This is a genomic window from Paraburkholderia sp. BL6669N2 (genome assembly GCF_003387275.1).
Classification (GTDB): Bacteria; Pseudomonadota; Gammaproteobacteria; order Burkholderiales; family Burkholderiaceae; genus Paraburkholderia.
The window spans coordinates 2,669,591-2,693,848 of the sequence record NZ_QUNA01000001.1; the positions used below are offsets into that span (position 1 = coordinate 2,669,591).

Sequence of the window (24,258 nt, forward strand, 5' to 3'; positions counted from 1 at the left end):
CGAACCTGCATGAAACTCGACCTGAAGATCCTCGACGCGCGCATGCGCGATCAGCTCCCAGCTTACGCCACCACCGGCAGCGCGGGCCTCGACCTGCGCGCGTGCCTCGACGAACCGTTGACGCTGAAACCCGGCGAGACAGCTTTGGTGCCGACGGGCCTGGCGATTCACGTCGGCGATTCGGGCTATGCCGCGTTGATTCTGCCGCGTTCGGGCCTGGGGCATAAGCACGGGATCGTACTGGGCAATCTGATCGGCCTGATCGATTCGGATTACCAAGGTCAACTGATGATTTCGACGTGGAACCGTGGCGAGACCACGTTCGTGTTGAATCCGATGGAACGTCTTGCGCAACTGGTGATCGTGCCGGTGGTGCAAGCGGAGTTCAATATCGTCGACGATTTTGAAACCAGTGAACGCGGCGCCGGCGGCTTCGGCAGCACAGGCAAGCACTAAGCCCTCGCGCCTTTGGCGAGCGGCAGATTAAATTCGGACTTGTCCCATTTGGACAGGGTCACGCGCCACCTATAAATCAGTCACAAGACTAACGACTTAATCTGCTTAACTAATCAATCTGCATCCGGCGGCCGTCTTACCGTCGGCTTTCCCACCTTATCCACGCAAACCCCAGGAGGTTAAAGACCGAAATCACATTCTTATATCAAAATTTTTATTTAGGCATACGTATTAAATTGAGCGCATCACTGATAAGCCACTGTCCGGATAGCACTTTTTTTAGCCCATGCGGGCGCTCGGTGTTCGCCGGCCTACGTTGAACGGAGCTTGTATGAAGATCGAATATGATGCAATCGTTGGGTCGGGCGCGAACGAATGGTATGGCACGATCGTCGTTTCCAACCTGCGTTATGAAGACGGCAGCGCGGTCACCGTCAATCAGTTCCTCGAGTTCAACTTTCGCTCGCCGGCCAATCTGGACGCCACGGCAATCCAGCCGTCGTTTAGCACATGGGTGACCGGCGACATCACGGCAGACACCACGCAAATTGGCGACGGCACCTTCGACGTAACGGCCACGATCCAATACACAACCAGCTATACGATGCAGCGGGCCGACCAGATTACGATCGGCGTGGACGGTGACCTCTTGACCGACTCGCAGACCTGGCTCGATTCATTCGTGTTCGCCGCCGACCAGGCGCCGGCCATCACCGGAACGGTGTCCGCAACTTGCGCGCCCGCGCCGGATCCGGCGCTCGCCGGCATTGCGCCCGCCCTCACACTCACGCGAGGCAGCGCAGTCGTCACGATGCCGCTCGATTATGGCGCCACGGCCAGCATCACCGTCGATCAAGGGACCTACGCGGTGATGGGCGACAGCGTCAGCACAAGCGATCAGACGGTCATTGCGCCGCTTGTAATCGACCGCGACACGATCGACGTCGTGGCTGGCGCAACAACCACGCTCGGGGTCACGTTCGCTCCCGTCGAATACTATTGCGCGCTTGATATTTCGGTTGGATCGCTATCAGGGTTATCGACCGAAACACTCAATGTCACATTGACCGACAGCGCGACAGGCGAAACGCTGGCCGTGTTCACCACCACGACCAACCATGTCACTTCGCTGCGCAAGCTACTGCCATCGGGCACGGCGCGGGTGTCGATTGAGAACATCGCACTCGACAATGTCAACTATTCGTTCAACGTACCGCTTGTCACGCTGACGAACGCACTGCAAACCGTAGTCATCGACAATTCCATGGTGCAGACAGAAAACGTCGACACCACGGGATATACCCGGGTCGCGATCAATGTCACGGTCGACCATCCAGTCGACCGCCAGCTCCCGTTGCGTCTGATTGGCGGCAGCATGAACTATCTGCAGAACGTCACGGCAACATCGCAACAGACCGCTTTCTCGGCTCTCGTTCAGCCAGGGGACTACACCGTAGTGGCCGACGACTTCCTCTCCGCCGGCGTCGTCTACGCAGTCGAGACGCCGTCAAGCTTGAGCGTGCCAGGCAGCGGCAGCGCCGCACTCGGCGTGACGATCAAGGCATCGGCGAATCTCAGTGTGCGCGGCTTTCCGGCCTACCTGTGCTTCGGCGGCTGTGCGGACCTGACGCCGTCCAATCAGGCGGACTTCGCCGCGGCACGCGCAACCTCGGTCTTCGACTACGCCGGCACCGACGGCGCCGGCGATTCGTCCGTCTACCTGACCGACGATCCGCAAACCCGAGCGACCCTCACGCTGGCGCGCAACGTCGAGCTCCAACTGGGAAATACTCAGCCGGTCTTGCCCGTCATGGTGTCGTACACCTGCAATCTGTCGCTCGGCGACACGCCCACCATCCTCGCCAACGCCGACGCTCACGCGCACAGTTTTTCCAACTACATTCTGGCGCTCAACATCGCGACGGAGGCCATCGACAGCGACCACCCGGTCCCCGCGGGCTTTATCGTGAACCCTGACTTTCTCGGCGCTTGCCAGCAAGCCAACTTCGGGGCGACCTACCCGATGCCGGTGCGCGAGCCGTTACAGCAAGCCCTCGACCATTGGTCGATCAAGGCGGCCATTCCCGACGACATCGCCGAGAACATAGCCGGCTACGTGCTCGCGGTGAACTGGCTGACGCGCACGGTCGCGCCCAGCGTGACGTTCGGCTGGCAGATCAATCTGTGGGGTGTCGGCTACTCGGAATGGATCTACGAGGACGGCATCGATCCGGCTCAGATGGCGCAACAAACTGCGGACTATGTGACGAGCCTCGGCGTCTACGATGCGCCCTACGAGCCCGACTTCCTGGCGATCGACCGGTACGAAGCCGACGACTTCACGCAGCGCGCCTATGTGAACGGCTACTGCTACGGCCCTCGCGAATGGGACCGCTACTTCGATTTCTGCAAGGCGGTCAGCCGCGCGCTTAAATTGCCGATGATGCCATGGCAGATGCCCGCGAGCCGCATTCCGAATACGACCGATCCGGTCGCGACGGATTTCGACTCCCAACACTGGGGGACGGGCGGCAGTTGCCTGCTGGGCGATCCTGCAATCGGCTCCGACTACGAGAACGTGCATCCCACCATTCTCGCGTTGCAATTTCCGGAGGCGTTCCAGCAATACATGGGGGCCACCGCCGAGGACATGTTCATCCGCTCCGAACCATTCGACATTTCGAACCCTCTGTACGGCGACTTCCTGTTGCGAGGTATCTTCAGCGTGCTGCTCGGGGGTGGTGCAACGACCGGCATCGTTTCCGCAATCGGTAATCCGGAGCCGTGGGCAAGACAGAAACTGAATGCCTACATGAACCAGCCGATCACGTTCGATCAATAACGTCGGCTCAAAAAAAACGGCGTGGACCTGGTCCACGCCGTTTTTTATCAGTACTACCGCGTAAGTTACTCGACTTCCACTGCTTCCGGATTCGGATTGCGCGGCGCCGGATGTTCGTCGAAGGTCAACTGCACCTTGTCTTCGGCATCCACGTCGACCGTCACGCGGCCGCCGTTCATCAGCTTGCCGAACAGCAGTTCGTCGGCCAGTGCACGACGAATCGTGTCCTGAATCAGACGCTGCATCGGCCGCGCGCCCATCAGCGGATCGAAACCGTGCTTGGCGAGATGCTTGCGCAGCGCGTCGGTGAAGAGCGCATCGACCTTTTTCTCGTGCAACTGATCTTCCAGTTGCATCAGGAACTTGTCGACCACGCGCATGATGATTTCTTCATCGAGCGAACGGAAGCTGATCGTTGCGTCCAGACGGTTACGGAACTCCGGCGTGAACATGCGCTTGATGTCGACCATTTCGTCGCCGGTTTCCCGACGATTCGTGAAACCGATCACCGACTTGCCCATCGCCTCGGCACCCGCGTTCGTCGTCATGATGATGATGACGTTGCGGAAATCCGCCTTACGGCCGTTGTTGTCCGTCAGGGTGCCATGGTCCATGACCTGCAGCAGCACGTTGTAGATGTCCGGATGCGCCTTCTCGATTTCGTCGAGCAACAGCACGCAATGCGGCTTCTTCGTGACAGCTTCGGTCAGCAGACCGCCCTGGTCAAAACCGACATAGCCCGGCGGCGCGCCGATCAACCGGCTGACCGCATGACGTTCCATGTATTCCGACATGTCGAACCGGATCAGCTCGATACCCAGCGTGAACGCCAGTTGCTTGGCCACTTCGGTCTTGCCGACGCCCGTGGGGCCGGAGAACAGGAACGCGCCGATCGGCTTGTCCAGCTTGCCGAGGCCCGCGCGCGCCATCTTGATCGCGGCCGACAGCGCGTCGATGGCCGGGTCCTGCCCGAACACCACGCTCTTCAGATCGCGGTCCAGCGTTTGCAGCTTGCTGCGATCGTCCTGCGACACGCTTTGCGGCGGGACGCGGGCGATCTTCGAGATGATTTCCTCGATCTCGTTCTTGCCGATGGTCTTCTTCTGCTTCGACTTCGGCAGGATGCGTTGCGCCGCGCCCGCTTCGTCGATCACGTCGATCGCCTTGTCCGGCAGATGACGATCCGTGATGAAGCGTGCCGACAACTCAGCCGCCGCCGACAGCGCACCCGACGAATACTTCACGCCGTGATGCTCTTCGAACCGTGACTTCAGGCCGCGCAGGATCGCCACCGTCTGTTCGACGGTCGGCTCGGTCACGTCGACCTTCTGGAAACGGCGCGACAAGGCCGCGTCCTTTTCGAAGATGCCGCGATATTCCGTGAACGTAGTCGCGCCGATGCACTTCAACGTACCCGACGACAACGCCGGCTTGAGCAGGTTCGACGCGTCCAGCGTGCCGCCCGACGCAGCGCCTGCGCCGATCAGCGTATGAATTTCGTCGATGAACAGGATCGCGTGCGGACGTTCTTTCAATTCCTTGAGGACCGTCTTCAGACGCTGTTCGAAGTCACCGCGATATTTGGTGCCGGCGAGCAGCGCGCCCATGTCGAGCGAATACACCTGGGCATCCGCGAGAATGTCCGGCACTTCGCCGCGCGTAATGCGCCACGCGAGACCTTCGGCGATCGCCGTCTTGCCGACGCCGGCTTCACCGACCAGCAGCGGATTGTTCTTGCGGCGGCGGCACAGGACCTGGACCACGCGCTCGACTTCCGACTCGCGCCCGATCAGCGGATCGATGCGGCCGTCTTTCGCCATCTGGTTCAGGTTCTGCGTGAACTGCGCAAGCGGGGTTTCCTTCTGCGCGGCGGCTTCGTCGGACTCGGCATTCGCGTCGCTCGCTTTCGCGGCGTCCGTGCTGCTCGTCTTGGCGATGCCGTGCGAAATGAAATTCACCACGTCCAGACGCGTCACGCCCTGCTGTTGCAGGTAGTACACCGCGTGCGAATCCTTCTCGCCGAAGATCGCCACCAGCACGTTCGCGCCGGTCACTTCCTTCTTGCCATTCGAGGTGGACTGCACATGCATGATCGCGCGCTGGATCACACGCTGGAAACCCAGCGTGGGCTGCGTGTCGACGTCGTCCGTGCCGGGCACGGTCGGCGTGTTGTCATGAATGAAGTTGCGCAGGTTCTGGCGCAGATCCTCGATATTGGCCGCGCATGCACGCAACACCTCCGCCGCGGTTGGATTGTCCAACAGGGCCAGCAAAAGGTGTTCGACCGTTATGAACTCGTGCCGCGCCTGGCGTGCTTCCATGAACGCCATGTGCAGGCTGACTTCCAGTTCCTGGGCAATCATGCTTCCTCCATCACACACTGCAGCGGATGCCCGGCCTGCCGTGCGTGGGTAACGACTTGCTCGACTTTGGTCGACGCGATGTCCCGCGTATAGACCCCACAAACTCCCCTGCCCTCGCGATGCACCTTCAACATTACCTGTGTTGCGGTTTCACGATCTTTATTGAAATATTCCTGCACGACCATCACGACAAATTCCATTGGCGTGAAGTCGTCATTCAGCAGCACCACCTTGTACATGGATGGCGGCTTGAGCTTTTTCTCCTGCCGCTCCAGTACGGTGCCGTCCTGCTTGTCCGGGATAATCGCCATACACCCATTCTAAACAACTAGGACAGGCCCGCAATCCTGTCAAAACCCGGCCGACCGGCCGGTGAGCCCGTTCGCTATCGCCTGATGGGAGAGACCCCGCCAATGCGTGCGTTAAATCGACGAGCCGATTGCGGAGCCGGCCCCTATCCTGTGATGCCTTGCGGTCGTGTTGCACCGCAGTCGGATCGAGTATCGCACAACCTGCCTTAACTGGCTGACGGCTCGCCCGGCATCAACTTGAGCGGTACGCGCCGCAGAACAGCATGTGAGTCGATTATGCGACTTTTCAAGACGCCCCGCTTGCGCAACCGCACATAACGAAAGCGGGAAAAACCCTGGAAATGGCCTGTTTGCAACGCCGCGACTCCGTCTCAAAATTTTCTTGACACCCGAATAAAGAGCCTCAACAATCAAGCTGGCACTTTTTTCACTGCGCCATAATTTCGAAAAAATGCCGATGGTGAGCTTGTGAGGAGGGAGCGGCTGCATCGCGCGGTCGTCGAGCTTTTCGAGGGCTCGTGGTAGTGACATGAGTTACAGGGGAAGTTGGAATGGCAACTGGTACGGTCAAATGGTTCAATGACGCAAAAGGTTTCGGATTCATCACGCCTGACGAAGGTGGTGAGGATCTGTTTGCACACTTCTCGGCCATCCAGATGAATGGGTTCAAGACCCTGAAGGAAGGCCAAAAGGTGACCTTCGAGGTCGTGCAAGGCCCGAAAGGCAAACAGGCATCGAACATCCAGGCACCCGCCTGATACTGGTCGATACCCGTCCTTTGAAACCCGGCTTCGTGCCGGGTTTCTTTTTTTGGCGTCAGTATCTAGTCGTGCTGACTGAACGCGCGTCCCATATATCGGGTATAGATTCGATTCAATACACGCTTCCGCGCTTGCGATAACGGCCGTTCGACGTTTTTTGCACCGGGCTTCCTGGGCAAGCAGCGCTGACGCGACATCCTATGCGGCGATACGGCGCATCATCGCGCGCTGCGCTTCCAGGCTGCGGGCCACATCGCCTTCGTACACTGCAATCCCCTGGTGTGTCAGGTTCGAACGGGCGTCGATCGCCGGCGTGATGCCGATGCTCGCCACCAGTCGGCAGAACCAATAGTCTTCGGAAAGGTACGCCCGCGTCTCGGGATCGATACCGGTGTCGAAAAACGCATAGAAAAAGTCCGCCACCTTGCCTGCGTCGAATTCCGGGCGGCCGACGAAGCGCGAGCGGCAATGCAGTTCGGGATACGCCTCGATCAGCGCAAGAAACACTTCGCGTCGGATCAGCATGAAGCCGGTCGGCGCATCGAGCGCGTCGAGGAAGCCGTCCGCGTCCGGTTCGAGCGTGTCGGAGCGCGCCACGGCCGGATACGACGCGTGCATCGTCCGGAAGTCCGCGCGCGTCGAACCGGCCGGCAGCGGCTGCGCGAGACCCGCGGCGGGCCAGCCGTCGTTCTTCATCGGATAGACGCCGGCCACGACCGGCCGGTTCGCCCGCAGAAGGCGGACGACATCGTCGCCCTTGAAACCGATATCACTGTCGATCCACATGAGGTGCGTGAAGCGATCATCGGCGAGAAACTCCGCGACCATGGTGTTGCGGGCGCGTGTGATGAGACTGTCAAAACTGTTGAAGTTCACGCGCACGCCAAAGCCGTATTGCTGCGCCAGATCGTGCAGATCCAGAAGTCCGAGCGCGTAGCCGGTGGTGACGACCGCGCCATAGCTCGGCGTGGCGACGTAGACATTCGCGACGATGGGTGTGAGGTTCGTATTCATCGTTATTGTGTTTGCATGCAGTGACGCGGCCGAGGCTCGGACAAAGTTGCGCGACCCTCGCGCCGGGCGAGCGGGCGCTCGCTGCGGCGTAACTTAACCGACGCCACACGGCCGGCATCTCAATAACGGTCGCAATGCCGATCACGCGCGTGACGGCCGCGCCGGCGAAGCTATAGCGCGATTCTTCGTGGCATCGCGATGCGTTCGAACTCGCGATCCCACCGGCAAAAAACAAACAACCCCGGCCGCCTCACGGCGCCGGGGTTGCAAAGACGAACTCACTTAGCTCAGCGCGAACCGCCTCACAAATTCTCGATCAGCACCTGGCCAAAGCCCGAACACGATACCTGCGTCGCGCCTTCCATCAAGCGGGCGAAGTCGTACGTAACGCGTTTTTGCAAAATCGATTTTTCCATCGATTTGATGATCAGGTCCGCCGCCTCGGTCCAGCCGAGATGGCGCAGCATCATTTCCGCCGAGAGAATTTCCGAACCCGGGTTCACGTAGTCCTTGCCGGCGTACTTCGGTGCCGTGCCGTGCGTGGCTTCGAACATCGCGACCGAATCCGACATGTTCGCGCCCGGCGCGATACCGATACCGCCGACCTGCGCGGCCAACGCATCCGATACATAGTCGCCATTCAGGTTGAGCGTGGCGATCACGTCGTATTCCGCCGGACGCAGCAGGATCTGCTGCAGGAACGCGTCGGCGATCACATCCTTCAGGACGATGTCGCCACCGGTCTTCGGATTCTTGATCTTCATCCACGGGCCGCCGTCGATCAGTTCCGCTGCGAACTCTTTTTGCGCCAGCGCATAACCGTAGTCGCGGAACGCGCCTTCGGTGAACTTCATGATGTTGCCCTTGTGCACCAGCGTGACCGAGCGGCGTTCGTTGTCGATCGCGTACTGGATCGCCTTGCGCACCAGACGCTCCGTGCCTTCACGCGACACCGGCTTGATGCCGATCCCCGACGTATCCGGGAAGCGGATCTTCTTCACGCCCATCTCTTCGCGCAGGAACTTGATGACCTTCTTCGCCTGCTCCGATTCGGCCGGCCATTCGATACCGGCGTAGATGTCTTCCGAGTTTTCGCGGAAGATCACCATGTTGGTCTTTTCGGGCTCACGCACCGGCGAAGGCACGCCCTTGAAATACTGCACCGGACGCAGACACACGTACAGGTCCAGCTCCTGGCGCAGCGCGACGTTCAGCGAACGGATGCCGCCGCCGACCGGCGTGGTGAGCGGGCCCTTGATCGACACGACGTATTCCTTGAGCACCTGCAGCGTCTCTTCCGGCAGCCACACGTCCGGGCCATACACCTTGGTCGATTTCTCGCCGGCGTAGATTTCCATCCAGTTGATTTTCTTCTTGCCCGCATACGCTTTTTCAACCGCGGCGTCCACGACCTTGATCATGACCGGCGTGATGTCGAGGCCGGTGCCGTCGCCTTCGATATACGGAATGATCGGCTGATCCGACACGTTGAGCGAAAAATCGGCGTTGACGGTGATCTTGTCACCACCGGTCGGAACCTTGATGTGCTGATACGGCATGATCGGACTCCAGTGAAGGCTGTGCTGAAAGCTGGTGGGGAGACTGCGAAATGGGGCGCTCCTCGCTACGCGCAATGCCGGACGACTGCAAGCGGCCTGGCCGCTATTCTAGCCCACGCGGCGGTCGCTCCGAGGCGGCAGCGGCTCGGGGTTTTCCAACATGGACGAATGCGAAACGGCAAGGCGCGAGTCTTATGTCTTATATAAGATGCCGAGTATTCAGTCGCGCATGATGCTTTATTATCCCGCCATTTACGGTCGGCCCGGCGCCTCCTGGCGCCGCAACGGCGCAAGCCTCTCTGCGCCATTCTGATTTTTTCCTATGCACCTTCTCGCTCTGAACAAACCGTTCGGCACCATCTGTCAGTTCTCGCCGCACGAGACGCGCGCTTCGCTGGCCGACTGGGTCAAAGTGCCCAACGTGTATCCCGCGGGCCGGCTCGATTCCGACAGCGAAGGTCTGCTGCTTCTCACCGACGACGGCGCATTGCAAGCGCGCATTGCCGAGCCGCGTCACAAGCTTGTCAAACGTTACTGGGCGCAAGTGGAAGGCGCTGTCGACGCGGCCGCGCTAAAAAAGCTCGCACGCGGCGTCGATCTCGGCGACTACGTGACGCGCCCCTGCCGCGCCGACTATGTCGAGCCGACCGACGCGCTCTGGACACGCACACCGCCGATCCGTTTTCGCGCCGCGATACCGACCACCTGGATCGAGCTATCCATCACCGAAGGCAAGAACCGCCAGGTCCGTCGCATGACAGCCGCCGTGGGGTTCCCGACGCTTCGCTTGGTACGCGTCGGCATCGGCGCGCTCGACATTTTTTCGCTGGGGCTGCAACCGGGAGAGAGCGTCGAATTGCCACCGAAGGCGCCGTGGGAAGGCATCGCCTGATCATCCGCAGACGCGCGCCGACTGATGATCGAATCCGCAACACGCCTGCATTCCACGCTGCGAAAAATAAGCTAACTCGTTGTATCGGCAAACAAAAGAGCGCGTGAAACAATGGCATGCGCGAGTACGCCGCAGTCTGTCGTTTGCACTAACGCAAGCGCATATAACTTTTCCATAAAATTCACGTCAACCGGTGCGCGAGCTCAGGCGTTATTCGACGCAGATGCCGCCTAAAGCTATCCGGCATTGAGCCTTAAGGGCCTTTGTGCAAGCCGCTTTTGCGGTAGGTGCGGGCAGTCTGAGCGCTAAAGCAGACGCGTCGAAAAATTTGTCGATGCGGCTGTCAACCGAAAGGTGGATGGCACGTTTACCGACATGACTCCATATATAACCGGGTCATTTGGTTAATTAACTAAAGCTGAGGATTCACAAAATGAACAAACTGATCGCCGCTCTGGTCGCTGGTCTCTTCGCAACGGCAGCATTCGCACAAGCTTCGGCACCGGCAGCAGCTTCGGCAGCTCCGATGGCAGCAGCTTCGTCGGCAAAGAAGACCACGAAGCACGCTCACAAGAAGTCGCACAAGAAGGCAGCAGCTGCTGCTGCAGCTTCGGGCGCTTCGGAGTAAGTTTGTTGTAAAAACGCAGTCAAGAACTAGCTTCATTGCCGTTCTTACGGCGTTGAAAGGCAGATCACCGCAAGGCGATCTGCCTTTTTGTTTTTGACGCGCTCGCGTAACATTCGCGGGTTAATTTCCAGCAAGGAGTCATGCCGTGCGATTTCCCATGCGCTCGTTGATTGCGCGTTTCGCTGTTGCCGTTGCGCTGCCGTTCGCCGCGTTGTCGTTCGTTGCTTCCACTGCCACTCCTGCGCATGCGCAGCAGATGCCGGCCGGCGCCAAACAGCCCAGCGAATTTCCCCGTGCGAAGCTGACGGCGGGCATGTTCGTGATCGACGCCGCCGTCGCCGCGAACGACGCGGACCGCGAGCAAGGCCTCATGTATCGCACGAGCCTCGCGCCGAATGAAGGCATGCTGTTCGTCTTCGGCGAAAACGCCGTGCATTGCTTCTGGATGAAGAACACGCTGATCCCGCTGTCGATCGCGTTCATCCGCGCCGACGGCACGGTCACCGACATCGACGAAATGCAGGCCGAGACCACCAATAATCACTGCCCGAAGAACAACGGCGTGTATGCGTTGGAGATGAGCAAAGGCTGGTTCACGTCGAAAGGCATCAAACCGGGAATGAAGATTCAGGGCTTGCCCGCAGCGCAATAACACCCGCGCCGGCCGCGCCAAAGCACCGCGCTTCGGCCCACCGCTTTCCAGGAGCCGGTGCCTCGTTTCGAGGCGCCGGCTTTTTTCTTTTCCGCGCCGCGGCATCGGCCGGCGCGACATCCGCTCGCCTTGTGGCGCGACCAGGCGCGCGGCGCCGCCAGCCGAAGTGTTGCCGGCACGCCTTCGCGTCCGGCTGGCAAGTTTCCTGCAAAAGACGGGCCGACGCGCTATCCTAGTAGTCTTAGTAAAGCAGCACCCAAGGCTCCCCGGGCGGCACAGACTGCCGCCCGGCAAGCGTTTCAGGCGCGCCATTTTAAGGAGGTTCACGTGCCCCGCAAGACTCCCATCGAGCGCTACCGGAATATCGGCATCAGCGCTCACATCGATGCCGGCAAAACCACCACCACTGAACGCATCCTGTTCTACACCGGCGTGACCCACAAGATCGGCGAGGTTCACGACGGTGCGGCAACGATGGACTGGATGGAACAGGAGCAGGAGCGCGGCATCACCATCACGTCGGCGGCCACCACCGCCTTCTGGAAGGGCATGGCCGGCAACTATCCGGAACACCGGATCAACATCATCGACACCCCCGGACACGTCGACTTCACGATCGAAGTGGAGCGCTCCATGCGCGTGCTCGACGGCGCGTGCATGGTGTACGACTCGGTCGGCGGCGTGCAGCCGCAGTCGGAAACCGTGTGGCGCCAGGCGAACAAGTACAAGGTGCCGCGCATTGCGTTCGTCAACAAGATGGACCGCGTGGGCGCGGACTTCTTCCGCGTGCAGCGGCAGATCGGCGATCGCCTGAAGGGCGTCGCGGTGCCGATCCAGATTCCGATCGGCGCGGAAGAGCACTTCCAGGGCGTGGTCGATCTCGTCAAGATGAAGGCAATCTTCTGGGACGAAGAAAACCAGGGCATCAAGTTCGAGTACCGCGATATTCCGGCGGAGCTCGCGGCGACCGCGAAGGAATGGCACGACAAGATGGTCGAGGCCGCGGCGGAAGCGAATGAGGAACTGCTCGACAAATACCTCGGTGGCGAGACCCTGACCGAAGAGGAAATCAAGTACGGCATTCGCGCGCGCTGCATCGCCAACGAAATCGTGCCGATGCTGTGCGGCAGCGCGTTCAAGAACAAGGGCGTGCAGGCCATGCTCGACGCGGTGATCGACTATCTGCCCTCGCCGGTAGACGTGCCCGCCATTACCGGTCACGACGAATACGACAAGGAAATCGAGCGTCATCCGACCGACACCGATCCCTTCTCGGCGCTTGCCTTCAAGATCATGACCGACCCGTTCGTGGGCCAGTTGATCTTCTTCCGCGTCTATTCCGGCGTGGTGAATTCGGGCGACACGGTCTACAACGCCGTCAAGGAAAAGAAGGAACGCCTTGGCCGGATCTTGCAGATGCACGCAAACGAGCGCAAGGAAATCAAGGAAGTCTACGCGGGCGACATCGCCGCGGCCGTCGGCCTGAAAGAAGCGACCACGGGCGACACGTTGTGCGATCCGAACAACGTGATCATCCTCGAACGCATGATCTTTCCTGAGCCGGTGATCTCGCAGGCTGTCGAGCCGAAAACCAAGGTCGACCAGGAAAAGATGGGCATTGCGCTGAACCGTCTTGCCCAGGAAGATCCGTCGTTCCGCGTGCAGACGGATGAAGAATCCGGCCAGACCATCATCTCGGGCATGGGCGAGTTGCACCTGGAAATTCTGGTCGATCGCATGAAGCGCGAGTTCGGCGTTGAGGCGACCGTCGGCAAGCCGCAGGTCGCATATCGCGAGACGGTGCGCAACAAGGTCGAAGATGTCGAAGGCAAGTTCGTCAAGCAGTCGGGCGGCCGCGGTCAGTACGGTCACGCGGTGATCACGCTGGAGCCGGCGCCGCAAGGCAAGGGTTACGAATTCGTCGACGCGATCAAGGGCGGCGTGATTCCGCGCGAATACATTCCGGCGGTCGACAAGGGCATCGTGGAAACGCTGAAGGCCGGCGTGCTGGCCGGCTATCCGGTGGTCGACGTGAAGGTGACGCTGACCTTCGGTTCCTACCACGACGTCGACTCGAACGAGAACGCGTTCCGCATGGCCGGCTCGATGGCCTTCAAGGAAGCGATGCGCAAAGCCAAGCCCGTGCTGCTCGAACCGATGATGGCCGTCGAAGTGGAAACGCCGGAAGACTTCATGGGCAACGTGATGGGCGACCTGTCGAGCCGTCGCGGACTCGTGCAAGGCATGGAAGACATTGCCGGTGGCGGCGGCAAGCTGGTGCGCGCCGAAGTGCCGCTCGCGGAGATGTTCGGCTATTCCACGTCGCTGCGTTCCGCGACTCAGGGCCGCGCGACCTACACGATGGAGTTCAAGCATTACGCGGAAACGCCGAACAACGTCGCTGAAGCCGTGATCAACGCGAAGCATAAGTAAGCGCGAGCCACCATCAAGCCGAAGGCAGCACACGCCAGCGGCTCAAAGCCCGTCCCCTGCGGACGGGCTTTTTTTCGTCCGCTGCGCCGCACACAGGGCTTCTTCACACGCACGTTTTTGAACATGCAAAAATGCCAGACGGCGCCGTGCCGAACGCCGGGACTCTTGCCCTCGAGGAGACACATCATGAGCCAGGATCACGAACACCCGCATTACAAGGACGCGCCACCCGCTGGACCGGTCGATTGGCGTGAGCACGGCGTGAAGGTCATCAAAGGTGATCAACTCGATACCAACACCGCGCAGACGCCGGGCATGAATCGCGCCGCCGCGATCAATGCGGCCCGCGTCGGCGCGCAGAAGATCTGGGCCGGCACCGTCACGATCCATCCGAATGCGAAGACCGGCGCGCATCATCACGGCGCGCTCGAAAGCGTGATCTACGTGGTGCGCGGCCAGGCGCGCATGCGCTGGGGCGAGCATCTGGAATTCACGGCCGAAGCCGGCCCCGGCGATTTCATCTTCGTGCCGCCGTACGTGCCGCACCAGGAGATCAACGCGAGCACGGACGACCCGCTCGAATGCGTGCTGGTGCGCAGCGACAACGAAGCCGTGGTGGTCAATCTGAACATCGACGCGGTGGAACAGCCCGAAACGGTGTTCTGGGTCGATCCGATTCACAAGCATCCGCACGATCACTAACTCTTGCCCACGCGACTCATGACGCCGACCGCTTCCCTGCGCCCACGCCTCTTCACGCTGTACGCCGTGCTGATCGCCGCCAATCTCGGCGCGTGGGCGTGGGCGCTGATCGCGTTTCGCCATTACCCGCTGCTGCTCGGCACCGCGCTGCTGGCGTATGGCTTCGGCTTGCGTCATGCGGTCGACGCCGATCACATCGCGGCAATCGACGCCGTCACGCGCAAGCTCATGCAAACCGGCAAGCGTCCGCTCGGCGTCGGGCTGTCGTTTTCGCTAGGGCATTCGACGATCGTGGTTCTCGCGACGATCGGCATCGCGTGGACCGCGCATTCGCTGCACGGCCGTTTCGAGACGTTCAAGGCCGTCGGCGGGACGATCGGCACGCTCGTGTCCGCGAGCTTTCTGCTGGTGCTGGCCGCCGTCAACCTCGTGATTCTGCGCGACGTGTGGCGCCGCTACCGGCAAGTCCAACGCAGCGGCGAATTGCCCGCTCAAACGCCGGACTCGATCGCGCCCGCTGGTCTGTTGTCACGCGCGCTGCGGCCGCTCTTCAGGCTCGTGACGAAAAGCTGGCACATGTACCCCGTCGGCGTGCTGTTCGGCCTCGGCTTCGACACCGCGACCGAGATCGGTCTGCTGGCTATCGCCGCGTCCGAAGCCGGCAAAGGTTTGCCGCTCTATTCGATTCTCGTCTTCCCCGCGCTCTTCACCGCCGGCATGACACTCGTCGATTCGACCGACAACGTGCTGATGGTCCACGCCTACGGCTGGGCCATGGACGACCCGAAGCGCAAGCTCTACTACAACGCGAGCATCACCTTCGTTTCGGCGGTGGTGGCGATCGTGATCGGCGGCGTGGAGGCGCTGGGTCTGCTGTCGGACAAGCTCGGCTTGAACGGCGGCGTATGGGAAGCGGTGGCCAGCGTGAACGAGCGCTTCGGCGCGTTGGGCTATGGCATCGTCGCGATGTTCATGGCGTGCTGGATCGGCTCGGTGCTGTTCCACCGCTGGCGGCGCCCGGACGCGGTCGCGCGGTAAATCCAGCACCTGTCGAGCGCGGCGGTCGGTAAGGTTTCCATTCGCGGCATCGGCCGTTGCGCTGCCGTAGCGGCGGGCGTTTCGGACATGCCTCGCGCCACGACCGCGCGGAACGTTGTGATGACGATACACAGCCGCCCTTTTATCCGCCAAACGCGAACCCGGCGGCGGCGCAGGCGCTCCGAATCCATGAGCAATCGCTTACACTGAACCCGCTTCGCCCTGTCGCTTTCGTCATTGCAATACCGTCGCCTGTCGCGCGCATCCTGTGCGGCCCTTCAGAACCGGCAACAGAACGGACTGGACACTCCATCGATGAAGACTCCCGCGGACCGATTTCTCGCACTCGACGCAGCCCGCCTCACCGCCGACGCCTACGGCAACCACGCCATCGACGAATTCCTCGCCGGCCGCATCACGCGCCGCGATCTGCTGCGCTATGCCAGCGTGATTGGTTTGTCGCTGGTGGGCGGCGGCGTGCTGAATGCGCCGCAAGCTCGCGCGCAAGGCGCCGCCGGCGCAACGAATCAGACGATCCGCGTGGCTCACCTGACGCCTGCGGGCGCGGTCGATCCGCTCACCGTGACGGACGCCGCCAGTCTCGCGCTGCTGAACCAAACCGGCGAATTCCTGATCGACGACGACGGCGAAAAGCTCGTGCTGAAGCCGGCGCTCGCGTTGTCGTGGAAACCGAACGACAAGGGCGACGTGTGGACCTTCAAGCTGCGGCCGAACGTCAAGTTCCACGACGGCCAGACGTTCAGCGCCAAAGACGTGGTCGCCACCTTTGACCGCCTCGCCGATCCGGCAAGCGGCTCAGCGGCGCTGTCCGTGCTCAAGGGTGTGCTGTCCAAAGGCGGCGCGAAAGTGGTCGACGACCACACGGTCGCGTTTCATCTGGACGCGCCGAACGGCAACTTCCCCTATTACGTTTCCTCGGACAATTACAACGCCGTGATCCTGCCCGCCAACTACGCGGGCGGCTATGAAAAGAGCTTCATCGGCACAGGTCCGTTCAAGCTCGAAAAGTATCAGGCGAAAGTGGGCGCGTCGTTCGTGCGCAATCCCGACTACTGGGGCGACAAAGCGTTACCGCAACGCGTACAGTTCTCCTTCTACGCCGACGAACAGGCGCAATTGCTCGCGCTGCAAGGCCATCAGGCCGATGTGATGGGCACCTTCACCGTGCAGGGCGGCGCCGGCATTCTGAACAATCCGGATTACAAGGCCGTGGGCGTGAAGTCGAGCGCGCATCGGCAGATTCATATGCGCAACGACAGCCCGTTGTTCAAGGACAAGCGCGTGCGCCAGGCGCTGGCATTGTCGCTCGATCGCGACGTGCTGGTGCGTGGTCTGTTCAAAGGGCGCGCGCAACTCGGCAACGACAGTCCGTTCGCGCCCGTGTTTCCGTCCTCGGATGCGGGCGTCCCGCAGCGCAAGATCGACGTCGCGAAGGCGAAGCAGTTGCTCGCGCAAGCGGGCGTGCCGAACGGCTTTGACGTGACGCTGACCACCGAGAAATACATGGAGATTCCCGATCTCGCGGTGGTCGTGCAGAACGCGGCGAAGGCGATCGGCGTGCGCATCAATCTGAAGGTCGAGAGCCAGTCGCTGTATTACGGCGCGGGCACGCCGGGCAAATCGGATTGGCTCGACTCGCCGCTCGGCATTACCGACTACGGTCATCGCGGCGTGCCGAACGTGTTCCTGAATGCGCCGCTCACCAGCACCGGCACGTGGAACGCCGCGCACTTCAAGAATCCGCAATACGATCAACTGGTCGCGCAATTCGTCGCCGCCATCGATCTCGGCTCGCAGAGGAAAATCTCCGGGCAGATCCAGACGCTGCTGCTCGATGAGACGCCCATCATCATTCCGTTCTTCTACGATCAACTGATCGCCATGCGCAAGGGTGTGAACGGCGTGCGCTTCACCGCGCTCGCGCAACTCTATTTCGACCGCGCGGTGTTGAGCGCGTGATGTCGAATGCCTGAGCGCCGGCGCGTTTGCGACAGGAGAGCACGATGTCGACCACGGTGACCCCTTCCGCTTCCTCCGCGCCGAGCGGCAATGCGGGCCGCATCCTGCGTTTTCTGGCGACGCGTGTGGGCCTGTCGCTGATCACGCTATGGCTGCTGTCGGTGATCGTGTTCGCCGGCGGACAGCTTCTGCCCGGCGATATCGGCCGCGCGGTGCTCGGGCCCCTCGCCGATGCGCGCGCGGTCGCCGCGCTCAATCATCAGCTCGGCGCCGACCGTCCGCTGATGACGCAATACGTTGACTGGATTTCGCATTTCGTGCGCGGCGATATGGGGCTGTCCTACGCGTATCGCGAGCCGGTGCGGCCGTTTATCGCCGAGGCGCTCGCGCATTCCGCCAAACTCGGCTTGCTGGCGTTCATCGTGGTCGTGCCGCTCGGCATTGCGGGCGGCGTGTGGTCGGCCATGCACGCGGGGCGTTGGCTCGATCGCACGATCAGCATCGCTGGATTATCGGCGACGGTGGTGCCCGAATTCGTTTCGTCGATCGTGCTGATTCTCGTGTTCGGCGTGTGGCTGCGCTGGCTGCCGATCGAGGCGTCGTATCCGCCCGAAGCGAGCACGCTCGAACAGTTGCGTCATCTGGTGCTGCCGGTGCTGCCGCTCGTGCTGGTGTTCTTCGGTTATATCGCGAGAATGGCGCGCGCCGGCACCGTCGAGGCGCTCGATGCGGACTACACACGCACCGCGATTCTCAAAGGCCTGCCGCGTCATATCGTGATCTGGCGGCATGTGTTGCGCAACGCGTTGCTGCCCACCATCACGGTCGCTGCCACACAGCTCGGTTATATGATCGGCGGCCTCGTGGTGGTCGAGACGCTGTTCCACTATCAAGGTATCGGCTCGCTGATCTACAACGCCGCCAAGGCCAAGGACTTTCCGATGCTCGAAGCAGGCGTGCTGACAATCGGCGTGGTCTACACCGTCGCCAATCTCGTCGCGGATGCGTTGCATGTGCTGCTCAATCCGCGGCTGCGGGTGAGGAGCGCCGAATGAGCACCATCGTTCCGCCGACACCACGTGTTGCCGCCGAGCCGCGCTTCGACCAGCTGCGCCTGCTGCTACGCTCACCCACCTTCGTGGTGGGCGTGGTGATCGTCACATGGTGGATCGTCTGCGCGATTGCCGGGCAATGGATCGTGCGCATCGACCCGTACGCATCCGATCCGCTCAATTCGCTAACGCCGCCCGACAGCACGCATTGGTTCGGCACCGATCAGCTCGGGCGCGACGTGTTCTCGCGCGTGATCGTCGGCGCGCGCGACATTCTCACCATCGCGCCGCTTGCCACCTTGCTCGGCACGATAGCGGGCACCACGCTGGGCTTGATCGTCGGCTACTTCGAAGGCTGGGTGGACAACGTGGTCGGACGGGCGATCGACGCCGTGCTCGCGCTGCCGCTCGTGATCGTCGCGCTACTCGCCCTCGCCGCAGTCGGTGCGTCGAACTTCACCGTCATTCTCGTGATCGGCATCACGTTCACGCCGATCACCGCGCGCACCGTGCGCGCCGCCGTGTTCGCCGAACGGCATCTCGACTACGTCGCCGCGGCGCAATTGCGTGGCGAACGCGCGCCCTACATCATGTTCGCCGAGATCCTGCCGAACGTGCTGCCGCCGATCATCGTCGAGGCAACGGTGCGGCTCGGCTACGCGATCTTCGCGGTTGCCACGCTATCGTTTCTCGGCTTCGGCATTCAGCCGCCGTCGGCCGATTGGGGCCTCGCGCTGTCCGAGTCGTACACGCTGATGGCGGGCGGCGCATGGTGGACCGTGGTGTTCGCGGCCGGCGCGATTGCGAGTCTCGTGGTCGGCGTGAATCTGATCGCCGACAGCGTGCAAGGCGTGCTCGACCGATGAACGGCCCGCCGCCCTCCTCGTTCCCCGCCTTCGACGTCTCGAAGAGCGATCGCACGGATGCGTTGACCGTCGTCGGGCTGACGGTCACGTACCGGATACGCGGACGCGATCGCGAAGTGCTGCAGGACATTTCATTTCGCGTGCGGCGCGGCGAAGCGTATGGCCTGGTCGGCGAGTCCGGCTGCGGCAAGTCGACCGTCGCGATGGCGGCGCTGCGCTATCTGCCGCGCAACGGCAAGGTGAAGGCCGGCAAGATCGTCATTGCCGGCGAGGACGTGCAGAAGCTCAACGCCGACGCGTTGCGCAACATGCGCGCGAATGCGATCTCGATGGTCTATCAGGATCCGGGGCGCGCGCTGAACCCGTCGCTGACAATCGCGCGGCAAGTCTCCGAAGCGTTCGAAGCCGCCGGCATCGCGCGCGACGAAGCCTTGCGGCGCACGCACGAGATGCTGCAGCGCGTACGCATCGCGGCGCCCGAGCGGGTGATGGAGAGTTACCCGCATCAATTGTCGGGCGGCATGCAACAGCGCGTGGTGATCGCCATGGCGCTCGCCTCGAACCCCGCGCTGCTGATTCTCGACGAGCCGACCACCGGGCTCGATGCGACCGTCGAAGCGGAAGTGCTCGACCTCGTCGCGCAGTTGCGCAAAGAACTCGGCACGGCGGTGCTCTTCATCAGTCACAACCTCGCGGTGATCGGGCGGATGTGCGAACGCGTCGGCGTGCTTTACGCGGGCAAACTGGTCGAAGAAGGCGCGACGCAAGATGTCTTCACGCGGCCGCGTCATCCCTATACGGTCGGACTGTTGCGCTGTTTGCCCACGGCCGGGCGCAGCAAGGACAGCGAGCGGCTCGACACGATCGCGGGCAGTCTGCCCTTGCCCGGTTCGGTCACGCAGGGCTGCATCTACGCGGACCGCTGCCGTCTCGCCGACGACCGCTGCCGCCGTGAAGCACCGCCGCCGTATCGCGTGAGTGCCGCGCGCGGCGATCAGATGTCGCGCTGCCATTACCACGAACGCGCGATCGAATTGCCGCGTGCGAGTGCGGAAGCTTTGCCCGAGCGCAATGGTGCGTCGCTCGACGGCAAGTCCCCTGCTCCCGTATTGCGTGCAGAAAAACTCTCGAAGACATTTCACGTATCCGGCGCTCCCCTGCGTGCGGTCGACGACGTCTCGATCGATCTCGCCAGCGGCGAAACGCTGGGCCTCGTCGGCGAATCGGGCAGCGGCAAGACGACGCTCGCCAAGCTGATGCTCGGCCTGCTTACGCCGGATGCGGGCGGCGTGCTCGAACTCGACGGCGCGCCGCTCGCCGCGCGCGTTACGCGGCGCAATGCCGAGCAGGTCAAGTCGCTGCAGATCGTCTTTCAGAATCCGGACTCCGCGCTCAATCGCGCGCATTCGGTGAAACGGCTGATCGGCCGCGCGCTCTCGCGGCTCACCGCATTGCGCGGGCCGGCCATCGACGAACGGCTTGCCACGTTGACGGCCGCCGTGCGCTTGCCGGAGCGCTATCTCGGCTCGCGCACGCGCCAATTGTCCGGTGGGCTCAAACAGCGTGTGGCGATTGCCCGCGCGTTTGCCGGCGAACCGCGCGTGGTGGTCTGCGACGAACCGACTTCCGCGCTCGACGTCTCCGTGCAGGCCGCGATCCTGAACCTGCTCGCCGATCTGCAACGCGAGCGCGGCGTGAGTTACGTTTTCATCTCGCACGATCTTCACGTCGTGCGCTATCTGTCGGATCGCATCGCGGTGCTGTATCTGGGCAGGCTGCTGGAAATCGGACCGGCAGCGGCCGTGTTCGAAGGACCGCATCATCCTTATACGGAAGCGTTGCTGTCCTCAGTACCGACACTCGATGGCCAAGGCGGCACGGCCCGCATCCGCCTGTCCGGCGATTTGCCGAGCGCGGCATCGCCGCCGTCCGGCTGCGTGTTTCATACACGCTGTCCGCGCAAGCTGGGCGCGATCTGCGAGCAGCAGGACCCGCCGTTCGCCGATGCCGGCGACAGCAAGGCGGCGACGCCCTCCGCGCATCGAATCCGCTGCCACATCCCCGTCGATGAATTGCGCGCGCTGCAATCTGCGTCGCGCGACGATGCGGGAAAAGTCGCGGGCAAGGTGCTTGGCGACAGATCGGAAAACGCGCCCGAGAACGCCCGGCGTGACGAGTAGCACGGGCCGACGCGAATCCGGACCACGCGTCAGGACCGCACACTTGAACCGTGAACGCGGACGTGCGCGTAGGTGGCAAAAACTCGAACAATCAGCCGCCCGTGCGCGCGCGCCTGGAACCAAACCGACGCGATCGCCTCATATCAGATTCAACGTTCGATATGAGGGCACCACAAACATGCAACGAAACGTCCCCCGCTCCGCGGCGCGCGTGGCCACCGGTCTGGTGATGGCTGCGGCGCTCGGCCTCGCATCACTCGCTCATGCGCAAACACCCGCGCAAATGCAAACGGCGCAAACGGCACAGCCGCTCTCGCCGACGCTGTCGCAAGCCGCCCCGCCGGTCGATCCCACCTTCTCCGCGTATTCGCTCGCGCAAACCTGCAAGCAGAAAACCGACAACGTCGCGCAAGGTCAATGCGTCGGTGCGATTCGCGGCATTATCCACGGCTATCAGTATGGCGTGCTGTTCCTCGGTCAGCGCAGCGCGTTGCCCGCCAATGAAACGCAGCGCGTGTCGCTGTGCCTGCGCAACGTGCAGGTGTCGTCGATCGTCGACGAATTCGTCACGGACGCGGCCCAGGTCAACGAGGATTCGCTCAGGCACACGCCCGCGGAAGTCGCGGTGCTCGGCTCCGTTCACATGCACCACAGCTGCAATTGACACGGCGCGAAGCGCTTACAGCATTTCGAGCGGCCGCTTGCCGCGCGGCGGCTTGAAGTGAGCGTCGATAGCGGCCAGTTCATCGGCGCCGAGTTGCAATTGCGACGCGCGATGGTTGTCGCGCACGTGCTCGACGCGCGCCGCCTTCGGAATCGCCAACACGCCGGGCTGGCGCAGCACCCACGCAAGCGCGACCTGAATCACCGAGACGCCGCGCGCGTCGGCGATATCGTCGAGCGGCGAGCGTTTCGGCAAGCGTGCGTGATCGACCGGGCTGTACGCCATGCCCGGCATCTTGCGGGCGGCGAGCCATGGCAGCAGATCGAACTCCGGCCCGCGGCGCGCCACATTGTAGAGAATCTGATTGGTCGCGCAGCCATCGCCGCCCGGCGTGGCGACGAGTTCTTCCATGTCCTCGGTGTCGAAGTTGCTGACGCCCCAATGGCGGATCTTGCCCGCCCGGCGCAACGCCTCAAAACCCTCGACCGTCTCCGCGAGCGGCACCGAGCCGCGCCAGTGCAGCAGATACAGATCGAGCTGATCGGTCTTCAGACGCTTGAGGCTCTGCTCGCACGCCGCGATCACGCCGCGCCGGCTGGCGTTGTGCGGATACACCTTGCTGACCAGAAATACCTTGTCGCGCAATCCGGCCAACGCTTCACCGAGTAGCGATTCAGTCGCACCGTCGCCGTACATTTCCGCCGTATCGATCAACGTCATGCCGAGTTCGATGCCGCAACGCAGCGCGTCGATCTCAGCGGCTCGCCGCGCCGGCATTTCACCCATCCCCCAGGTGCCCTGCCCCAGTTTCGGAACGCGTTCGCCGTCGGGCAGGCTCACGCTTGCGATGTCGCTCGTCATGCTGACTCCTCGAAGTGGCTCAGTGGTCGGCAATATCGCTGCGCAAGCGAATGCGCCGCGCGTGCCGCGAAAAATCATAGCGACGAGTTTAGCGGTTTAACGAGCATTCAATCGGACACTAGGCAAAAGCCCGCTATAACACAGCGCGCCGATGTCATAGAATTGCCGCTTGCCCTTCTTGCGTGAGCTCCATGACCTCTGCCTCGGAAGACCGCTGGCGCGACCTGCGCCCGGACCCGGAAAACGACACGCCGCTATATCTGCAACTGGCTCGCAAGCTCGGCGCCGCCATCCACGAGAACCGCTGGAACGCGGGCGAGGCGCTGCCTTCGGAGCGCGTGCTCTCCGAGGCGCTCGGCGTATCGCGGATCACCTCACGCAAGGCGATTGCCTTGCTGGTCGAGCAGGGTTTGATTCGACGCACTCAAGGCGCGGGCAGTTTCATCACACCACGCTACGAAGATCCGCTGTCGCGTCTGTCGAGCTTTAGCGAAATGTTGCGCCGACGCGGTTTCACGCCGAGTTCGAAGTGGTTGTCGCGCGAAATTTTGCCGGCCAACCGCGACGAGGTGATTCAGCTCGGCTTATCGCCGGCGGCGGCGGTGACGCGGTTGAGGCGCTTGCGGATGGCCGACGGCATCGTGATGGCCGTCGAGAATTCCACCTTCCCCGCCGCGGTGATTCCCGATCCCCAGGCGATTGGCGATTCGCTGTACTCGTATCTGGAGAACCGTGGACTGACGATTGTCCGCGCGTTGCAGCATTTTCGCGCGGTGAACGCGAGCGAGGAAATCGCGCAGCAAATGAGCATCGCGCCGAACGAGGCGCTGTTGTTGATCACGCGCGTGGGCTACACCGCCGACCAGCGCGCGATCGAGTTGACCGATACGTACTGCCGTAACGATTACTACGACTTCGTGGCGGAGTTGAGGAAATAGTTGGCCTTTTGCGCTGTGCGCGGGGCGCGCGTTGGTTGTGTGTCGGCACACGCCTCGCCGCAGGCC

20 protein-coding genes are annotated in these 24,258 nt (G+C 62.2%); 15 read left to right on the plus strand and 5 right to left on the minus strand.

The genetic code is table 11. The features are described 5' to 3' along the window. The first annotated feature begins 9 nt into the window (after positions 1–9). Entirely contained in the window at positions 10–456 is a 447-nt protein-coding gene (gene dut / locus B0G80_RS12095; protein ID WP_116118143.1) for a dUTP diphosphatase, read from the plus strand. A 331-nt stretch (positions 457–787) separates the two neighbouring features. Further along, complete coding sequence (locus B0G80_RS12100) at positions 788–3,298, plus strand: hypothetical protein (protein WP_116118144.1); 2,511 nt, start codon at positions 788–790, stop codon at positions 3,296–3,298. A gap of 65 nt (positions 3,299–3,363) precedes the next feature. Here the strand turns inward: B0G80_RS12100 and clpA are convergent, their stop codons facing one another. Next, on the minus strand, positions 3,364–5,661 hold the full coding sequence (clpA, locus tag B0G80_RS12105) for an ATP-dependent Clp protease ATP-binding subunit ClpA (protein ID WP_074765373.1): 2,298 nt from the start codon (positions 5,659–5,661) through the stop codon (positions 3,364–3,366). Then, positions 5,658–5,972 (minus strand): ATP-dependent Clp protease adapter ClpS, encoded by a 315-nt coding sequence (gene clpS, locus B0G80_RS12110; RefSeq protein ID WP_012434130.1) that lies wholly within the window; start codon positions 5,970–5,972, stop codon positions 5,658–5,660. The genes clpA and clpS overlap by 4 nt, the downstream gene beginning before the upstream one ends. Positions 5,973–6,523: 551 nt before the next feature. Here clpS and B0G80_RS12115 point away from each other — a divergent pair. After that, the gene (locus tag B0G80_RS12115) at positions 6,524–6,730 is read left to right on the plus strand and encodes a cold-shock protein (protein ID WP_007180614.1); all 207 of its coding nucleotides are present in this window, start codon (positions 6,524–6,526) and stop codon (positions 6,728–6,730) included. A gap of 201 nt (positions 6,731–6,931) precedes the next feature. Here the strand turns inward: B0G80_RS12115 and B0G80_RS12120 are convergent, their stop codons facing one another. Then, positions 6,932–7,747, minus strand: coding sequence for a hypothetical protein (locus B0G80_RS12120; RefSeq protein ID WP_116118145.1), 816 nt, complete (start codon positions 7,745–7,747; stop codon positions 6,932–6,934). A gap of 302 nt (positions 7,748–8,049) precedes the next feature. After that, on the minus strand, positions 8,050–9,306 hold the full coding sequence (gene icd / locus B0G80_RS12125; protein WP_116118146.1) for an NADP-dependent isocitrate dehydrogenase: 1,257 nt from the start codon (positions 9,304–9,306) through the stop codon (positions 8,050–8,052). 322 nt (positions 9,307–9,628) lie between these two features. Here icd and B0G80_RS12130 point away from each other — a divergent pair, with 322 nt between their 5' ends. The 11 genes from B0G80_RS12130 (at position 9,629) to B0G80_RS12180 (ending at position 22,393) form a co-directional block, all read left to right on the plus strand. Next, positions 9,629–10,198 (plus strand): pseudouridine synthase, encoded by a 570-nt coding sequence (locus B0G80_RS12130; RefSeq protein ID WP_116118147.1) that lies wholly within the window; start codon positions 9,629–9,631, stop codon positions 10,196–10,198. Between the two features lie 433 nt (positions 10,199–10,631). Next, a complete protein-coding gene (locus B0G80_RS12135) occupies positions 10,632–10,826 on the plus strand; it encodes a hypothetical protein (RefSeq protein WP_041758551.1) in 195 nt (64 codons plus the stop codon). A 145-nt stretch (positions 10,827–10,971) separates the two neighbouring features. Then, positions 10,972–11,478 carry a DUF192 domain-containing protein gene (locus B0G80_RS12140; protein WP_116118148.1) on the plus strand — a complete coding sequence of 169 codons (507 nt, stop codon included), beginning with the start codon at positions 10,972–10,974 and terminating at the stop codon, positions 11,476–11,478. A gap of 327 nt (positions 11,479–11,805) precedes the next feature. Then, positions 11,806–13,911, plus strand: coding sequence for an elongation factor G (gene fusA, locus B0G80_RS12145; RefSeq protein ID WP_106283427.1), 2,106 nt, complete (start codon positions 11,806–11,808; stop codon positions 13,909–13,911). Between the two features lie 186 nt (positions 13,912–14,097). After that, entirely contained in the window at positions 14,098–14,613 is a 516-nt protein-coding gene (locus B0G80_RS12150) for a cupin domain-containing protein (RefSeq protein ID WP_116118149.1), read from the plus strand. Positions 14,614–14,631: 18 nt separating this feature from the next. Continuing rightward, entirely contained in the window at positions 14,632–15,651 is a 1,020-nt protein-coding gene (locus tag B0G80_RS12155; RefSeq protein WP_116118150.1) for a HoxN/HupN/NixA family nickel/cobalt transporter, read from the plus strand. Between the two features lie 315 nt (positions 15,652–15,966). Beyond that, positions 15,967–17,631 carry an ABC transporter substrate-binding protein gene (locus B0G80_RS12160; protein WP_116118151.1) on the plus strand — a complete coding sequence of 555 codons (1,665 nt, stop codon included), beginning with the start codon at positions 15,967–15,969 and terminating at the stop codon, positions 17,629–17,631. A 44-nt stretch (positions 17,632–17,675) separates the two neighbouring features. Beyond that, positions 17,676–18,686, plus strand: coding sequence for an ABC transporter permease (locus B0G80_RS12165; protein WP_116118152.1), 1,011 nt, complete (start codon positions 17,676–17,678; stop codon positions 18,684–18,686). After that, positions 18,683–19,549, plus strand: coding sequence for an ABC transporter permease (locus B0G80_RS12170; protein WP_116118153.1), 867 nt, complete (start codon positions 18,683–18,685; stop codon positions 19,547–19,549). The genes B0G80_RS12165 and B0G80_RS12170 overlap by 4 nt, the downstream gene beginning before the upstream one ends. Next, the gene (locus B0G80_RS12175; RefSeq protein ID WP_116118154.1) at positions 19,546–21,729 is read left to right on the plus strand and encodes an ABC transporter ATP-binding protein; all 2,184 of its coding nucleotides are present in this window, start codon (positions 19,546–19,548) and stop codon (positions 21,727–21,729) included. Before B0G80_RS12170 ends, B0G80_RS12175 begins: the two co-directional genes overlap by 4 nt. Positions 21,730–21,907: 178 nt before the next feature. Beyond that, positions 21,908–22,393 carry a Rap1a/Tai family immunity protein gene (locus B0G80_RS12180; RefSeq protein ID WP_116118155.1) on the plus strand — a complete coding sequence of 162 codons (486 nt, stop codon included), beginning with the start codon at positions 21,908–21,910 and terminating at the stop codon, positions 22,391–22,393. A 15-nt stretch (positions 22,394–22,408) separates the two neighbouring features. On the opposite strand, the gene B0G80_RS12185 is transcribed toward B0G80_RS12180, so the two are convergent. Beyond that, positions 22,409–23,254 (minus strand): aldo/keto reductase, encoded by an 846-nt coding sequence (locus B0G80_RS12185; protein WP_116118156.1) that lies wholly within the window; start codon positions 23,252–23,254, stop codon positions 22,409–22,411. 191 nt (positions 23,255–23,445) lie between these two features. Here B0G80_RS12185 and B0G80_RS12190 point away from each other — a divergent pair, with 191 nt between their 5' ends. Next, on the plus strand, positions 23,446–24,192 hold the full coding sequence (locus B0G80_RS12190; RefSeq protein WP_116118157.1) for a GntR family transcriptional regulator: 747 nt from the start codon (positions 23,446–23,448) through the stop codon (positions 24,190–24,192). The last annotated feature ends 66 nt before the right edge of the window (positions 24,193–24,258 follow it).

What these genes read in the sequence shown, in the direction of transcription:
- B0G80_RS12100 (WP_116118144.1), top strand. Translation starts at nt 788, where the DNA reads ATGAAGATCGAATATGATGCAATCGTTGGGTCGGGCGCGAACGAATGG.
- dut (WP_116118143.1), top strand. Translation starts at nt 10, where the DNA reads ATGAAACTCGACCTGAAGATCCTCGACGCGCGCATGCGCGATCAGCTC.
- B0G80_RS12135 (WP_041758551.1), top strand. Translation starts at nt 10,632, where the DNA reads ATGAACAAACTGATCGCCGCTCTGGTCGCTGGTCTCTTCGCAACGGCA.
- B0G80_RS12185 (WP_116118156.1), bottom strand. Translation starts at nt 23,254, where the DNA reads ATGACGAGCGACATCGCAAGCGTGAGCCTGCCCGACGGCGAACGCGTT.
- B0G80_RS12155 (WP_116118150.1), top strand. Translation starts at nt 14,632, where the DNA reads ATGACGCCGACCGCTTCCCTGCGCCCACGCCTCTTCACGCTGTACGCC.
- B0G80_RS12165 (WP_116118152.1), top strand. Translation starts at nt 17,676, where the DNA reads ATGTCGACCACGGTGACCCCTTCCGCTTCCTCCGCGCCGAGCGGCAAT.
- clpA (WP_074765373.1), bottom strand. Translation starts at nt 5,661, where the DNA reads ATGATTGCCCAGGAACTGGAAGTCAGCCTGCACATGGCGTTCATGGAA.
- B0G80_RS12175 (WP_116118154.1), top strand. Translation starts at nt 19,546, where the DNA reads ATGAACGGCCCGCCGCCCTCCTCGTTCCCCGCCTTCGACGTCTCGAAG.
- B0G80_RS12160 (WP_116118151.1), top strand. Translation starts at nt 15,967, where the DNA reads ATGAAGACTCCCGCGGACCGATTTCTCGCACTCGACGCAGCCCGCCTC.
- B0G80_RS12180 (WP_116118155.1), top strand. Translation starts at nt 21,908, where the DNA reads ATGCAACGAAACGTCCCCCGCTCCGCGGCGCGCGTGGCCACCGGTCTG.
- B0G80_RS12120 (WP_116118145.1), bottom strand. Translation starts at nt 7,747, where the DNA reads ATGAATACGAACCTCACACCCATCGTCGCGAATGTCTACGTCGCCACG.
- B0G80_RS12150 (WP_116118149.1), top strand. Translation starts at nt 14,098, where the DNA reads ATGAGCCAGGATCACGAACACCCGCATTACAAGGACGCGCCACCCGCT.
- B0G80_RS12170 (WP_116118153.1), top strand. Translation starts at nt 18,683, where the DNA reads ATGAGCACCATCGTTCCGCCGACACCACGTGTTGCCGCCGAGCCGCGC.
- B0G80_RS12115 (WP_007180614.1), top strand. Translation starts at nt 6,524, where the DNA reads ATGGCAACTGGTACGGTCAAATGGTTCAATGACGCAAAAGGTTTCGGA.
- B0G80_RS12130 (WP_116118147.1), top strand. Translation starts at nt 9,629, where the DNA reads ATGCACCTTCTCGCTCTGAACAAACCGTTCGGCACCATCTGTCAGTTC.
- clpS (WP_012434130.1), bottom strand. Translation starts at nt 5,972, where the DNA reads ATGGCGATTATCCCGGACAAGCAGGACGGCACCGTACTGGAGCGGCAG.
- B0G80_RS12190 (WP_116118157.1), top strand. Translation starts at nt 23,446, where the DNA reads ATGACCTCTGCCTCGGAAGACCGCTGGCGCGACCTGCGCCCGGACCCG.
- icd (WP_116118146.1), bottom strand. Translation starts at nt 9,306, where the DNA reads ATGCCGTATCAGCACATCAAGGTTCCGACCGGTGGTGACAAGATCACC.